The following is a 15,175-nucleotide window of genomic DNA, read 5'->3' on the forward strand; positions in this document are numbered from 1 at the left end:
TTTTAGAGGGCCAACTGAAAGGCAATCACATATATCAGTACTATTATCAAGATAAAAGCGCTCTTAAACAGTCGCCTAGAAGTATTCCTAAAACCCTCTTGAGAACAAAAAATATTTGTAAGCAAAGAGAAAAGCGATGCGATTAAGGCAAGGCAAACAGGGGCTCCACCGGGTTATTCCCTGGCCAAATATTATACTTCGAAGTGGGTTAAGGGTGCTCTATGGCTTTAAATAATAAATCTTTTAGAAACATAGCGGTAAAGTCTTTAGCCCCATGGTGCTCCACATCGGTTAGCTTTGGGAGATAACTACTAAAAAACTGCTGATGATGCGAAGCCTCTATAAGGGTACTGCTCAAAGATCGTGGATATGCATAAGTCGGGTTATGCTCGGTAATAAGGGCTGCGATCCTACCACATAGATCTTTATAGGGTTTAAATACCGCTTCCTTATTAATCTCCTCCACTTCCTTCACTAAATAAACCTTGCTGCTTTCAGCTATGACAATCTGATTTAAAAACCTTTTATTATAATCCATATTTCCCGAACTCTGAGGCAGTTCATGAGTCAGCAATTCGATGACCGTTTCTAGCTTGACCCGTGTATCCTGAATATTCTGAAGCCCAAACATCATTAGAAATTCTATATAACTCCAATACCAATTAAGGATGTATAGTAATAGGCGATGTTTATTTTCAAAATAACGGTATATAGTTGCTTCAGTAGCATGAATCTCAACGGCTAGTTTTCGGAAGGTAAAATGCTCGAACCCTAACTCATATATCAAGTCTATAGCACTTTTGATTATTTTCCTACCGACCTCCGTTCCTTCTGGATCCCGTAAGTACACCTTATGACTTACCTGAAAATTTAAATGAAAATCCATACCTTAACCTTCTAGTGAAACACAAAGAAGCAAAAATACCATGAATAAAAGTAATTAAATCATGAATTAAATTTTTACTCTTATGTTAGATAGTATTACTATCATTCAAAAAAGTATACTTATATTTGAGAAATCAAAGTCAAAAGCATGAAAACAACCCCTTTCAAAAGGCTCTGGGAACTGGTTCGCATTGAAAGAACTGATATTGCCTCTATATATTTCTATGCCATACTTAGCGGGTTGGTTCAGCTAAGCCTTCCGTTGGGCATCCAGACCATCATTGGATACATATTGGGCGCCACCATGGTAACCTCTATATACATACTAATCGTACTGGTGGTATTGGGAGTAGCGGTAGTAGGGTTTATGCAGATCAACCAGATGAAGATCATCGAAACCATCAAGCAAAAATTATTTACCCGTTACTCACTGGAATTTGCCGAGGCCATCCCCAATTTTGATAGCTTAAAAACGGACGGCTATTACTTACCTGAAAAGGTCAACCGTTTTTTCGATATTCTCAATGTACAAAAAGGCTTATCGAAGTTACTACTCGACGTCCCCGTGGCCAGTATACAGATCATCTTCGGTTTGATGTTATTGGGGATATACCATTTGGCGTTCTTCGTTTTCGGATCGTTGCTACTACTGGTTTTATGGCTAGTATTTTATAGAACCGGCTCCAAGGGAGTGAATTCGAGTCTACAGGAGAGTATGGCCAAGTATAAGGTGGCGGCATGGCTCGAAGAAATGGCCCGGGTGATCAACCCCTTCAAAAACAACCGGGACAGCCCCTTCAATTTACAGAAGACCGATGCCTATGTCAGCCAGTATCTGGAAGCCAAAACGACTCATTTTAGAGTATTATTGGTTCAGTACCAAGTCCTTGTATTCCTTAAGGTCGCTATTACCGCAGGCATGCTTACGGTAGGCACGGTGCTTCTCCTCGATCAAAAACTCAATATTGGCGAGTTTATCGCCATCGAAATCGTAATCCTTATGGTGATCAACGCCGTAGAAAAGTTGATCATCAATTTAGATAGTGTGTACGATGTAGTTACTGGGTTAGAAAAGTTGGCCACTGTCACTGAGCCTCTTGGCGAACAACAGGGCGCTATCGTTCTAGAGCAAAAAGCCAAGGGAATCGCCTTAGAGATGAAAGATTTTTATTTTCATTTTTCCAATGGAAAACCCGTTTTTGAAGGAGTAAATCTGGCCATACAACCAGGTACTATAACCACCATCACCACCAGCAGCAAGACGGTCTTGTTACAAACTTTGGCGGGGTACTACAGCCCTCAAGCGGGCGCCTTGCTCATCAACGGCATTCCGATGAGCCATTACAACCTCACCTCCTTCCGTCAACAAATAGGGATGTATCTGAATCAGAAGGACATTTTCATTGGCACTGTCATGGAGAACATTTTGATGGGTCGCCTCCATATTATCCCCGACCATATTACCGAACTAGCCATAAAGCTCGAAATTCAAGATATTATCACCTCCCTGCCAGCAGGTTTTCAGACGACCATTTCGCCCAATGGGCGTAACCTGGAAGGACGGCATATCCGGGCCATACTCTTGTTGCGAGCACTAGTCCACACCCCAAGGCTCTTGTTACTGGAGTCGCCATGGGACGGCCTGACGCCACATATCCGCACCACCATTATCGCCTACCTTCAAAGTATTAAAGAGCGTACCACGATCGTCATCACGAGCGATGAGCCCAACCTGAAGGAAATCGGTGATTTTCACATCTACTTGAACCATGGGGAGTCGAGTCCCAACAAACCAATATAGGCTATGGAATTAGAGAAATACACGATCCCATTAACCTCTAGGGATTTAATATACCGCTATCACAAAAAAAGCAAAGTACGCCAATGGACCATAGGGATATTCATATTCCTTGGATTGGTTTTGTTCTTACCCTGGACCCAAAATATCAAGGCCAAGGGCGACATCACTACGCTTTATCAAGAGCAGCGTCCACAACAAATCAATTCGCCCATACCCGGCAAAATAGTTCGTTGGTGGGTAAAGGAAGGAGATTTCGTTCAGAAAGGAGATACGATCCTCCAAATATCGGAGATCAAAGAAGACTATCTGGACCCTAACCTGGTGGGCCGAACCCGCCAACAGGTAGAGGCCAAGCAGGGTGCCATCGAATTCTATGAGCGAAAAGCACGCATGTCCACGCTTCAAATAGAAGTACTCCAAGAGGCACAAAAGCTTAAAATAGAGCAGTTAAAGAACAAACTTGGCCAATTGAAGAGTAAACTAACGGCCGAGAAGGCCGAGCTGGTAGCCATAGAGAATGAGCTTACCCTACTTACGGATCAATATGAGCGGCAAAAAAAGATGTATGCCGAAGGACTGGTTTCTCAAACCCAGCTCCAGCAGCGAAATGCCAGCTATCAGAACGCACTTTCTAAGCGAATAGTGGCCGAAAACAAAATCGCCCAAACCGAACAAGAAATCCTCAACAATCAAATTGAGCAAAACGGGGTAGAGCAAGAATATTTGGAAAAAATAAATAAGGCAGAAGGAGATCGGTTGGCCAGTATGGGCTCTGCAGTTGCGGGCCAAGGCGAAAAAGCCAAACTTGAAAACATGGCCACCAACTATGCCATCCGTAATGGCATGTACATTATTCTGGCCCCACAGGACGGCCAAATTGTACAGGCCAACAAATCGGGAATAGGGGAAATCTTAAAGGATTCGGAGAGTATAGCGGTCATAGTCCCTACCAAAGTCAACTATGCCGTAGAAATGTTTGTGAAGCCAGTCGACCTCCCCTTGATATCCAACGGGCAGCGGGTGCGGTTTATGTTCGATGGATTTCCAGCAATTATTTTTAGTGGATGGCCCAACAACAGTTACGGTACCTTTGGAGGTAAGGTAGTAGCTGTGGAACAGTCCATCGGCACCAATGGTCAATTTAGGGTCTTGGTAGCGGAGGACCCTGAGGACCGACCTTGGCCCGAAGAACTTCGGATAGGTAGTGGAGCACAAGGAATTGCCCTCCTCAAGAACGTTCCTATCTGGTATGAACTATGGCGAAATATCAACGGCTTCCCACCGGACTATTACAGTAGCGAACCGTCGACAAAAACCGTAAAACTTTAAGTAAAGCCCTTATGAACGGTAAAACACAGCCTTTAATAAACCTCTTAGTCCTAATACTATTCAGTTGCTGGGCCCCTGCCATCAGCATGGCGCAGGTGCCCGAAAAAACCCTACAAGCCGATGAAGTCCTGGCCATTGTAAGGCAATACCACCCGGTGGCTTTGCAGGCAGCCCTTGGCATAGAGGACGCCCAAGCCGAACTGAAAATGGCCAAGGGGGGATTCGACCCTAGACTGGGTGGGTATTTTGCCGGAAAGACTTTCGATGGCACCAAGTATTACCAGCAAGGATCTCAAGAGCTCACCATCCCCACCTGGTTTGGCGTGGACCTACATGGGGGCTTCCAACAGTTATCGGGAAATCGGCTCGATCCCTCCCAGACAAAGGGGCAGACGAGCTTTCTAGGAATAAGCCTTCCCATAGCCAAGGGATTGATGATGGACAAAAGACGAGCGGCACTCCAGCAGGCAAAACTTTACCGCAACCTATCCCAGACGGAGCAACGGGCTACTATCAACAACCTCCTGCTAGTAGTCATGGAGGATTACTGGCAATGGATAGCATCCTACCAGAGCTATCTAAATATCAGTTCTATTGTTGAGATTAACACGAAGCGCTTGGAACTCGTTACCGCATCATATGCCATGGGAGAGCGTGCCGCCATCGACACCGTTGAGGCCATGGCGCAATTAAAGCTTTATCAAAACCTTCAAACACAATCCTGGCTACAATTTCAAAATAGTGGACTCCAGTTGTCCGCACATCTTTGGGGGCCCAATGCCCAGCCCTACGACCTTTCGGACGAAGTCAAACCCCCTGTCAACTGGGACCAACAATTAGACCTTAGCCTATTTGAGCTCAATGGCGACAACCTGCTATCGGCTGCCCTTGCCAACCACCCCGAGCTGCAGGCCTACGAATATAAAATGGATATGCTGGAAGTCAACCGAAAATTGAAGTTTCAGGAGCTTCTTCCCAAAGCCGACCTCCGCTATAATTTCCTTAGCAAAGGCAACTCATTGATTCCGAACGAATATTTCGACAACAACTACCAATATGGATTCAAATTTGAAATGCCCTTAAGACTTTCCTATGGAAGGGGCGCATATAGGCAAGCCAAAATAAAAATAGAGTCTACCCAGCTGGCTCAAATTCAGAAAATTCGTGACATCGAGATTAAAATTAGGGCCTATCTCAACGACTACGGTGCCTTAAAATCGCAGATTGCCGTAGAAACGGAACAACTAGCCCTCATCCAGCGCTTGGTTGCTGCCGAGCAGATGCGATTTTCGAACGGAGAAAGCTCTCTATTTTTAGTAAATAGTCGAGAGAATAAAGCCTTGGAGGTTCAACAGAAACTTCTCACCTTAAAGTCTAAGTATTTTAAGACCCTCTACGCCCTACAAAGTAGCGCCGGCTTACTGCTCTGACCATATCTAGTCAACCCGCTCAATCTCTACCCAAAAGGGGAATATTCTCTTCCCTTTTACGGTATAAAAAGGCACCAAATCGCCGGTCATGGCCCTCAGGCTGACCCGCTCCATATCGATAGTATCGGCTTCCTTTGTGGCGTTCTTCTTCTGAAAAACCCCATCCTTCGTTTCCAGGTACATCTGGCCTCCTCCCTCCACAGGCCTAATGAATTTGAACTTTAAATTATAAACACCTGGCTCCACCGCCACTTTCCATTTACCATATATCTCTTCCTGATTCCAGATTCCCCGTTCCCCTTCCGCATCATTCCGATTGAGTATTACCGGATTTTCATGTTCACTTCCTACCACAATGGGTTGTGGGTCTACAAGATTTTTCGAAGTAATCAATTCCTTGAAAATATGATCCATATCTTGCTTGAGCACCTTGGCTTTATCCAGGTTCTGAGCTATAATATTGTCTTTTTCAAACGGATCCTTGGCCAAGTCATATAATTCAAAATCATTTATCTTGGCGTCATAGTCGGTCATTCCCACCAATTTGTAGCCTTCCGTTTGCAAGGCAATATTCTGATACAACTCCGGATAGCTTCGCGTCCAGTAAAAGAATAAAGGACGGTTGGCCCAAGCCACCTCCTTACCTTCCATAAGTGGCACTAAGCTTTTCCCATCGATCACCCTATCTTTGGGTAAGGGCACATTGCAGAGTTGCGCCACCGTGGGCAAGATATCCAGATGCGCCGCAACTGTCTTAATAGCCTTATCCCCTTCGAACCTGGCCGGATAACGCATATAGAAGGGAACCCTAACCCCTCCATTATAAACACTGGATTTTCGTCCACGCATCCCCCCCACATAGCGAACTTGCTCAGGGCCGTTGTCGGTCATAAAAATAATTAGGGTATTATCGGCTATTTTCAATTCCTCTAGCTTATTCAAAAGCTTGCCAATATTATCGTCGATATTGGATACCATCGCATATACCTTTCGGGCATCTTCCTTGTCCTTGTCGGTCATGGTGGCCACCATACCCTGGCCAAACCCAGCCGAGGGATCTACGTCTTTATACCGATCATAGTACTCCTCAGGTACCTGTAGGGGCGTATGTGGCGCATTGAATGACAGATAGCAAAAGAATGGACCTTGCTTATTTTCTTCTATAAAATCAATAGCACCTTCTGCAAAGATATCTGAACAATAGCCCTTATAACTTTCTTGTCGGTTGTTATGCCATAGGACAGGATCAAAATAACTCCTATCTCCGTTAAAATAATTGGTAATATCCCCCACTTGCCCCATCCCTCCGGCAAGGTGTATCAGCGACTCGTCGAACCCTTGGTCGGTAGGTCGGGAGGGATAGTTATCTCCCAAATGCCACTTCCCAAATATTCCGGTACGATAATCGGCCTGTTTGAGCAATTCTGCCAGGGTTACTTCATTGGATGCCATGGTGGCACCTCCATTATAAGTATCTCTAATACCAGTCCTTAACGAATAGCGCCCTGTCATCAGACTCGACCTCGTAGGAGCACATACTGGTGACACATAAAAATTGTCTAATCGGATACTATTTCTAGCAAACTGATCGATGACTGGGGTTTTAACATGGGGATTGCCTGTGATACCCAAATCACCATAACCTTGGTCGTCGGTTAAGATGATAATGACGTTGGGGCGGCTGTCGCTTTGAGCGAAAACAACCCTTGCAAACGAATTAAAAATGAGTATTACCAGAACTAACTTAATATTATGCATATCCTTATTTTGGTTTAAATAGTATTTTAATCAAGCAAAGCCACCTGTCCGGTCCACACACACGGGGGCCGCTATTACCTTTCAGCTCAATCAGCACCTAACAACCGCTTGGAAGATGCACGCACGATCAACTGCGAACGGAGGACTATACTGGAGGTGGCACCGAGGGGTTGATTGCTGGTAAGGTGGTTGATCATCGTGCTCACGGCCAGCTCCCCCATCTGGTGGCCGGGGTAATCGACGGTCGTCAACTTCGGATCTATGATTTGAGAAACGTGGTCGTTATTGAAACCAACGAAAGCTACATCGTCGGGAATACGATACCCCGCATCAATCAAGGCACGCATGCAATTGACCGCACAAATATCACTGGCCACAAACACCCCATCGGGCTTTTGCTCCATGGCCATGATCTGCCGGGCTAGCACTACGCCGGCCTCGGCACTAAGGTCGTTGACTATTACCTGCACAGCCCGCTCCGAAAGTCCTGCCTCTTGAATCGCCTTTTTATAACCTTCCATCCTGTCGTTATAAACATTGCGGCGCAGGTTGCCCGTCACATGTAGGATTTGCTGGCACCCTTGCGCCAGCAAATGCCGTGTAGCTTCGTATCCGGCCTTATAATTGTCGATCACAATTCCCGGACATTCCATAAAGTCGGTGACCCGGTCGAAGAAAAGTAGCGGTACCTTTTTCTTGATAAATCCTGCAAAGTGGTCGTAGGACTCCGTGTCGTAGGCCAGGGAGACCAATAAGCCATCGACCCGGTTATTGAACATGGTTCGGGCATTGGCTTTTTCGTTAGCTGCCGACTCCAACGACTGGCTGATTAGCATATGATACCCCGCCTTATTGGCTACTACCTCCATGCCGGCGAGTACCGACGACATAAAGTGGCTATTGAGCCGGGGCACAATAACCCCTAAGGTCTGGGTGGTCTTTTTTCTTAAATTACTCGCAAAGGTATTGGAGCGGTATCCTAGCTCATTGGCCTTGGACTGTACCCTCTGGCGGGTCTTTATGTTGATAGCCGGATGGTCGTTCAATGCCCTGCTGACTGTCGCTGCCGATAACTGCAACAGTTCTGCTATATCATAAATCGTTACTTCTTTTTCCATATTCATTAGCCTCCTAAAGGCTCTACGGGGCCCTGACCGATTCAACCGATTACGGTCGTCTTACCCCAGATTCATTCACATTTCCTAAAAATATAAAATCTATATGGAACAAATTAGATTTTTTTGAATTGCAATCGGTTGCAATTTAAAAAAATCTTCAGATATTGAGGTCTGATTATCAAGCTCATATAAATTTCAACCGTTATATCGGCTCCTTTCTGTAAGGATAACCCCCACATAATCACGTCTTTAATTTTGAAACAAAACATACCATTAGACACCTATGAATCATAGCATGCGCTGGTTTGGCCCACAAGACCCCGTTTCCCTGATGGACCTCCGGCAAGCCGGCTGTACCGGTGTAGTAAGTGCCCTGCACCAGATTCCCGTGGGCGAAGTATGGAGCATCGACGCCATAGCCGAGCGCAAGAGGATTATCGAGGCAGATAACGACCGCTTCACTCCTTTACAATGGCTGGTGGTAGAGAGCCTCCCCGTTCATGAGCATATCAAAAAAGGGTCGGCCGATAGGGACCAATACATAGCCAATTACCAAGAGTCGCTGCGCAATCTGGCAGCCTGTGGAATCACCACCGTATGCTACAACTTTATGCCGGTACTGGATTGGTCCAGAACGAACCTACACTATACCCTACCCACAGGAGCCACCACCCTGCGCTATGTATGGCAGGACTTCGCCCTATTCGATTTGTATATCTTAAAACGACCGGGGGCCGAAAACGACTATGACCAGGCCGTAAAGGAGGCCGCCCAAAAGCGATATAAAGAGATGACGCCTCAGGATATCGCCCTGCTAACCAACACCGTGTTGCTCGGCTTGCCAGGCTCCGAAGAAGCCTTCGAGCTTAGCCAGTTTCAAAAACTGTTGGATGGGTACGCCACCATCGACGAGGCGACCCTACAGGCCAATCTTCATTATTTTATTCGCGCCATAGCCCCTTTGGCCCAGGAACTGGGCATAAGGCTGTGCATCCACCCCGACGACCCCCCGAGGTCGTTGCTAGGCTTGCCGAGGGTAGTCAAAACGGAAGAGGATTTGGCCGCCCTGATGGACGCTTGCCCAGTGCGTGCCAACGGCATCACCTTCTGCACGGGGTCATTGGGCGTGCGTGCCGACAACGACCTCCCCGCCATGATAAGGCGCTTTGCCGATCGCATCCATTTCGTCCACCTGCGTAGTACCAAAAGGGAATCGGACCCACGAGATTTTCACGAAGCGCCGCATTTGGAAGGCGATGTAGATATGTATGAAGTGGTAAAAGCGATACTGGAAGTAGAGAGGCAACGTGCGCTTCATGGAGAGCCACCCATCCCCATGCGTCCCGATCATGGATTTCAGATGCTCGATGATCTTCAAAAAAAGACCTACCCAGGCTATTCGGCCATAGGGCGGCTCAAGGCCCTGGCCGAACTAAGGGGACTGGAAATGGCGCTAAACCGAATGACTGCCTCCTAAAACTTGGTTGGCTTTATCCCAAAACTTATTGAAAATTTAAACATTAAAATCAATCCTAAACATGCCCGAACCATCAACAACCCACAACGCCTCGCCCCTGTTTTCCCTTCAGGGCCAACTCGCCCTGATTACTGGCGGAGGCAGCGGTATCGGTTTTTATATTGCCCAAGCCATGGTAGCTTCAGGAGCGAAGGTGGTCATCACCGGCCGCCGGGAGGAGGTATTAAAGGAAGCGGTAGCTCAACTCGGTGGCGCAGCCGCTTATGTCCAGAACGACATCACCGACCTGAAGGGGATCCCTGCTCTGGTAGATCATGTGGAAGCTACCTATGGCACCATCGATATCCTGGTCAATAACGCCGGTGTCAATATGAAAAAGCATGCCGTGGAGGTCACCGATGAAGATTTTGACCGTATCGTTCAGACCAACCTGCATGCCGTATTTTCCCTGACCAGGGAATGTGGCAAAAAAATGATCGCCCGTAAGTCCGGCTCTATCCTTATGATCACCTCTATGGCAGCACTATATGGCATAGACCGTGTGGTGGCTTACACCGCTTCCAAGTCGGCGATTGGCGGGATGGTCAAAGCCCTTACCACCGAGTTCTCCCCGCATAACGTGCGGGTCAATGCCATCGCTCCAGGCTTTATAGAGACCCCTATGATGCTCACAGCCATGAATGGCGACATCAACCGGCGCGATAAGGCCATGGACCGCACCCCTATGGGCACCTGGGGCCAACCCGACGACATTGGCTATGCGGCCGTATTCCTTTCATCCCCCGCAGCCAAATTTATTACTGGCGTCACGCTACCTGTCGATGGGGGCAACTCCATTGGATTTTAGTCAACCCCCATTATGTTCCATCTATTATATACCAAGAAATGAAAAAAACATCCATCCTTATCACCTTACTGCTGCTGAGCGTATCCCTGACCTATACGGCTCAAGCCCAAAAATTGAAATGGGAAAAGGTAAAGATTTTGTTTTATACCAAAAATGGCAAGGGATTCGTCCACGACAACATCCCCAACTCCATTATCGCCATTGAAACCCTCAGCAAAAAACATGGCTTTAAAGTGGATGTTACTGACGACCCAGCCAAATTTACCGACGAAAATCTGAAACAATACGATGCATTGGTGTTCTCCAACACCAATAATGGGGTTTTCGATACCGATGCCCAAAAAGTAGCCCTGATGCGGTACATACAGGCCGGGGGCAATTTCGTAGGCCTACATTCAGCCTCAGGTACCGAGCGCCAGTGGCGGTGGTTTAAAGACATGCTGGGGGGTACATTTTTCTGGCATGAACCGGGCCAACAGTTTTCTGTAAAGGTGCTCGACCCAAAAAATCCGGCGCTGGCGCACCTTCCCGAAACCTGGGTGCGTGAAAAAGATGAATTCTATTTTATTAAAGAAATGGGTGTTAATCTAAATGTGTTGGCCGTCAACGACCATACCACCATTCAGAAGCCTGGCGGAAAGGCCTTGGACACCTTTGGCACCGTATTTCCTAGCGTATGGTGGCACGAATACGACGGAGGCAGAGCCTTCTACTCCTCATTAGGACATGTCAAAGAGGATTATTTGAAGGAAGACCTACAGAACCATATCCTAGGTGCCATAGCCTTCACCATCGGCAAGCCCAAGGCCCGAGACTACAGCAAAGCCTATGCCACTAGCCCCGAGGATCCAGTACGTAAAAAGTAATTATCTCAACCCCTTAATACGTTTTTATTATGACAAAAATAATTAAAGATCTTCAACAGGACCGCCGCGACTTCCTGAAGAAATCGGCCGCTGGCATGGCGGGAATCATCGCCGCTTCGGCCTTTCCAACTATCGTACCCAGCACGGTATTTGGGAAAAATGCCCCTAGCAATAAGATAAACATCGGACAGGTTGGCTTCGGCCGCATTGCCAGCACCCACGACCTGCCGGAGGTGATCAAGAACGAGGCCGCCCACGTGATTGCGGTAGCGGACCTAGACTCGAAACGACTGGCCATGGGCAAGAAATGGATCGAAGCCAGATATGCCAAACGCACCGGCAAAGACAATTATATCGACGTGAAGACCTACGACGACTATCATGACATGATAGCCCGTAAGGACATCGATGCCGTCATTATCAGTACGCCCGACCACTGGCATGCCCAGCCCGCTATGGAAGCAGCCGCCGCAGGCAAGCACGTTTATATGCAAAAGCCCACCTCCCTCACCATCAGCGAGGGACGTATGATGGCCGATATGATCATCAAAAAAGGCGTTAAGTTCCAGCTGGGAAGCCAGCAACGGTCGGTGAACCCATGGCCTCAGTTCAAAAGAACCTGTGAACTCGTACGCAACGGCCGCATCGGACAGCTTAAAAAGGTATTCATAGGACTTCCTGGAGATCCTCCAGGAGGAAGTTCTACCAAGATACCCGTGCCAGGAAACTTGAATTACGATATGTGGCTTGGGTCTACTCCCGAAATCGACTACACCATCGACACCGTCCATTCACAGATAGACATCAACGACCGTCCGGGCTGGCTTCGCCTCGAGCAATTTGGCGCTGGGATGATCACCGGTTGGGGGTCCCATCACCTCGACATCGCCCATTGGGGAATGGATACCGAGCTTACCGGCCCCATAGAGGCCTACGGAAAGGCGACCTTCCCTGCCCCAGGCTCGGGAATATGGAACGTCCATGGCGACTTCCTCGTCCATATGAAATATGCCAATGGGGTAGAAATGGAGATCGGCGGTGACAACCCTAATGGAGTGAAATTTGTAGGAACCGACGGCTGGATATTCGTGTCCAGAGGCAACGTAGGTGTAACGGCCTCCGACCCAGGCGCCGCAGCATCGGGCAAAGAGAATGAAGCCTTTAAAGCCAGCAACCAAAAGATCTTAGGTTCGGTAATAGGTCCAAACGAAATTCACCTTTACGAGAGCCCAGAGCAACACCAAAACTGGATCGAAAGTATCCTTAACGACAAGCAGACCATCAGCCATGCAGAAATCGCCCAACGGTCCTGCTCGGCCTGTCTCATCGCCCACGCGGCCATGAAGATAGACCGTAAGCTGAAATGGGATCCCAAAAAGGAGAAGTTTATTGGAGATAAAGAGGCCAACGCCCTACTCTCACGTCCTCAGAGGGGTATCTATGGTACTTCTAAAGTAAAAGGTTGATCCTCATAATGACCAAAAAATCCGGGAAGCCACTGTAGGCTTCCCGGCTTTTACTTTTTTACTATTGGTCGGAAGCAGGGACAAACTGAGCCTTCAGGTCGGGATCGGGCATGTCGGGATCCAACGGATACATCGGGCGCTTGATGCGCTTATACCCTAAGCGCAACAGGTCCTGATCCACTCCCCCGGGCGTGAGCGCCAGCAGCCAGTCGGCCCGCATATTGCAGAGCTCCGGTTCCAGATAACCGATTTTGACCACCACAATATCCGCTTTCCGAGGTGCCAAACCCAGACGGGTAAAGTCGGCCTCCTTATGGTATGGCTTGCGGCGAGAAGTGACGATCACCTTCACGCCGCCTACTTGCACCACCACTTCGGTACCAGCATTGACATCCCCATCCACTATCGACAGCACCTTACCTTGCAAGCGCAACGGAGGAGCGAAGCGGGCATCTACTGCCGCACCGGCGAGGGCATCTACCATTCCCCCCACCCCTACTTTCCGTGCCGCCTCTACCAGCTCGGGACCAGGTATAGAGGCATAGATCAATTCGGGTCCATCCGCCTTTTTTAGCTCGGGCCGGGCCAATATCTCTCTCAGGCTCCAGGTAACATCCCCGGCGCCACCGGCGGTAGGGTTGTCGCCCGAATCACTTATAAAAAATGGTTTCTTCTGACTCACCACCGCCTTGTCTAGGCTCTCTTTTAGAGTGGCAGTAGGGGCTACAAAAACGAAGTCTTTCCTGGCCTTCCAGAAACTGCTAGCCAGCTGTTCGGCGGTTGCGGCTACCACCTTTTTATCATCGCCTGTTACCATCACCACCGCATGGTTACGGGGCTCGTCGGCCCAGGCATAGCCCACCCAAATGGCGGCATCGATAACGCCCTTACGAGCGGCTGCGGGAGCGACTTCAGCATAAATAGATTTCCCCGGCTCGATGCGTGTGCTGGTTTTCTCTCCAGGCAACAGCACCGGAATGGGCACATAGGCCTTGTAGGCAGGCTTTCCTTTTCCATTTTCTAGGCGGGTCAGCATATTCTCCACCGCCCTTTCCTTGCTCTCGAGTGCGTCTTCATGAGGTGCCATCCTATAACAAGTAATAAGGTCAGACTGCTGGGCGAGGCGCCAGGAAACGTTGCCGTGCAAGTCCATACTGGTCGATATTAAAGTTTTGGAACCCACCACTTTCCGGATCCTGGCGATCATATCCCCCTCAGGATCGTCCAGATCCTCGACGCTCATGGCACCATGAATATCGAAAAACAGTCCGTCATAGGGCAAATTCTTTTTTAATAAATCTAGCATCTGTCCCATCAGCGATTCGTAAGCCTGGCGAGTCACGGTACCTCCCGGCAGGGACTTCCCTACCAAAGCGGGAAACCACTGGGCCCGCTGCCGCATGGGTGCGTTTTTTTCAAAAAAAGGATAAGGCCTATACACCTCATCACCCAGCCGGGCATGGAAGGCGGGCTCCAGCGTCCGGGCTGGGGAAAAGGTACTGGACTCGATACCCAGGCCCGCTATGGCTATGCGGGGCAGCTTAGCCGGCGTACGATCGGCCACGGCCCCAGAGCCTCCCACAACCCCTAGCCACAAGGTTATCATTACGATTAATACTGCTTTCATTTTTCAAGATTTAGGTCAATTAAATAGGTTAATCGACCGTAAAATACGGAGGGTTGGGCAAAAATGGAGCATTTGAAACGAAATAACCGATAATTATGCCACCTTCTATAATTATGCCACCCCTTCGGGGTTGAAATAATGAACCTCCATATTGATTAGCTATAATTATATCACCATAATTATATCACCCTCTATAATTATATCACCCCTACGGGGTTGAAATAATGAACCTCCATATTCATTAGCTATAATCCCATTTTTCTATAAATATATCAATCCTACGGGGTTTAGACATATCAATCTCTGAGGCCATTTTGTAAAATCAAAGCAAGCCTATTGGCGGCGACTGAAGCATGAAATTAAAACCCTAAAAAAGTGGACAACAAGTTTTCATTGCCCCCCTGCTGCGCAGCCATTTTACCCATTAACCAATAAGCGGTGAGATGACTTTCCCTGACGGAGGCCAGCCCGATTCCAAAACCTGGTACGACCGGCTAGGCCGGCAGATCCGGACAGAAACGGAAGGTTTTGATGGCACCATCATCCAGACTCAGACCTATGATGCAAAAGG

11 protein-coding genes are annotated in these 15,175 nt (G+C 48.1%); 7 read left to right on the top strand and 4 right to left on the bottom strand.

The features are described from left to right. Nucleotides 1–208: 208 nt before the first annotated feature. Nucleotides 209–886, bottom strand: coding sequence for a TetR/AcrR family transcriptional regulator (locus CLV98_RS13840; protein ID WP_109674915.1), 678 nt, complete (start codon nucleotides 884–886; stop codon nucleotides 209–211). Between the two features lie 147 nt (nucleotides 887–1,033). Between CLV98_RS13840 and CLV98_RS13845 the strand changes: the two genes are divergently transcribed. From CLV98_RS13845 to CLV98_RS13855, 3 genes are read left to right on the top strand one after another with little or no spacing between them, the layout of a single operon-like run. Next, nucleotides 1,034–2,686 (top strand): ATP-binding cassette domain-containing protein, encoded by a 1,653-nt coding sequence (locus CLV98_RS13845; RefSeq protein WP_229203372.1) that lies wholly within the window; start codon nucleotides 1,034–1,036, stop codon nucleotides 2,684–2,686. 3 nt (nucleotides 2,687–2,689) lie between these two features. Further along, entirely contained in the window at nucleotides 2,690–4,015 is a 1,326-nt protein-coding gene (locus tag CLV98_RS13850) for an HlyD family secretion protein (RefSeq protein ID WP_211320039.1), read from the top strand. Nucleotides 4,016–4,026: 11 nt separating this feature from the next. Continuing rightward, nucleotides 4,027–5,445, top strand: coding sequence for a TolC family protein (locus CLV98_RS13855; protein ID WP_229203373.1), 1,419 nt, complete (start codon nucleotides 4,027–4,029; stop codon nucleotides 5,443–5,445). 6 nt (nucleotides 5,446–5,451) lie between these two features. On the opposite strand, the gene CLV98_RS13860 is transcribed toward CLV98_RS13855, so the two are convergent. Together CLV98_RS13860 and CLV98_RS13865 are read right to left on the bottom strand one after the other, a co-directional pair. After that, a complete protein-coding gene (locus CLV98_RS13860; protein WP_109674917.1) occupies nucleotides 5,452–7,203 on the bottom strand; it encodes an arylsulfatase in 1,752 nt (583 codons plus the stop codon). A gap of 86 nt (nucleotides 7,204–7,289) precedes the next feature. Next, nucleotides 7,290–8,321 (bottom strand): LacI family DNA-binding transcriptional regulator, encoded by a 1,032-nt coding sequence (locus CLV98_RS13865; protein WP_109674945.1) that lies wholly within the window; start codon nucleotides 8,319–8,321, stop codon nucleotides 7,290–7,292. Nucleotides 8,322–8,604: 283 nt separating this feature from the next. Here CLV98_RS13865 and uxuA point away from each other — a divergent pair, with 283 nt between their 5' ends. From uxuA to CLV98_RS13885, 4 genes are all read left to right on the top strand, one after another. Next, nucleotides 8,605–9,798, top strand: coding sequence for a mannonate dehydratase (gene uxuA, locus CLV98_RS13870; RefSeq protein WP_109674918.1), 1,194 nt, complete (start codon nucleotides 8,605–8,607; stop codon nucleotides 9,796–9,798). Between the two features lie 61 nt (nucleotides 9,799–9,859). Continuing rightward, nucleotides 9,860–10,645: an SDR family NAD(P)-dependent oxidoreductase gene (locus CLV98_RS13875; protein WP_109674919.1), complete on the top strand. Its 786-nt coding sequence runs from the start codon at nucleotides 9,860–9,862 to the stop codon at nucleotides 10,643–10,645. Nucleotides 10,646–10,683: 38 nt separating this feature from the next. After that, nucleotides 10,684–11,511, top strand: coding sequence for a ThuA domain-containing protein (locus CLV98_RS13880; protein ID WP_109674920.1), 828 nt, complete (start codon nucleotides 10,684–10,686; stop codon nucleotides 11,509–11,511). Between the two features lie 29 nt (nucleotides 11,512–11,540). Beyond that, nucleotides 11,541–12,977 carry a Gfo/Idh/MocA family protein gene (locus tag CLV98_RS13885; protein WP_109674921.1) on the top strand — a complete coding sequence of 479 codons (1,437 nt, stop codon included), beginning with the start codon at nucleotides 11,541–11,543 and terminating at the stop codon, nucleotides 12,975–12,977. A 61-nt stretch (nucleotides 12,978–13,038) separates the two neighbouring features. Here CLV98_RS13885 and CLV98_RS13890 read toward each other — a convergent pair whose 3' ends face one another. Continuing rightward, nucleotides 13,039–14,583 carry a M81 family metallopeptidase gene (locus CLV98_RS13890; protein ID WP_374755191.1) on the bottom strand — a complete coding sequence of 515 codons (1,545 nt, stop codon included), beginning with the start codon at nucleotides 14,581–14,583 and terminating at the stop codon, nucleotides 13,039–13,041. Between the last annotated feature and the right edge of the window lie 592 nt (nucleotides 14,584–15,175).

The organism is Dyadobacter jejuensis (assembly GCF_003149085.1).
GTDB classification, from domain to species: Bacteria; Bacteroidota; Bacteroidia; order Cytophagales; family Spirosomataceae; genus Dyadobacter; species Dyadobacter jejuensis.

Coding starts and splice junctions, on each gene's coding strand:
- CLV98_RS13840 (WP_109674915.1), bottom strand. CDS start 886: ATGGATTTTCATTTAAATTTTCAGGTAAGTCATAAGGTGTACTTACGG.
- CLV98_RS13845 (WP_229203372.1), top strand. CDS start 1,034: ATGAAAACAACCCCTTTCAAAAGGCTCTGGGAACTGGTTCGCATTGAA.
- CLV98_RS13850 (WP_211320039.1), top strand. CDS start 2,690: ATGGAATTAGAGAAATACACGATCCCATTAACCTCTAGGGATTTAATA.
- CLV98_RS13855 (WP_229203373.1), top strand. CDS start 4,027: ATGAACGGTAAAACACAGCCTTTAATAAACCTCTTAGTCCTAATACTA.
- CLV98_RS13860 (WP_109674917.1), bottom strand. CDS start 7,203: ATGCATAATATTAAGTTAGTTCTGGTAATACTCATTTTTAATTCGTTT.
- CLV98_RS13865 (WP_109674945.1), bottom strand. CDS start 8,321: ATGGAAAAAGAAGTAACGATTTATGATATAGCAGAACTGTTGCAGTTA.
- uxuA (WP_109674918.1), top strand. CDS start 8,605: ATGAATCATAGCATGCGCTGGTTTGGCCCACAAGACCCCGTTTCCCTG.
- CLV98_RS13875 (WP_109674919.1), top strand. CDS start 9,860: ATGCCCGAACCATCAACAACCCACAACGCCTCGCCCCTGTTTTCCCTT.
- CLV98_RS13880 (WP_109674920.1), top strand. CDS start 10,684: ATGAAAAAAACATCCATCCTTATCACCTTACTGCTGCTGAGCGTATCC.
- CLV98_RS13885 (WP_109674921.1), top strand. CDS start 11,541: ATGACAAAAATAATTAAAGATCTTCAACAGGACCGCCGCGACTTCCTG.
- CLV98_RS13890 (WP_374755191.1), bottom strand. CDS start 14,583: ATGATAACCTTGTGGCTAGGGGTTGTGGGAGGCTCTGGGGCCGTGGCC.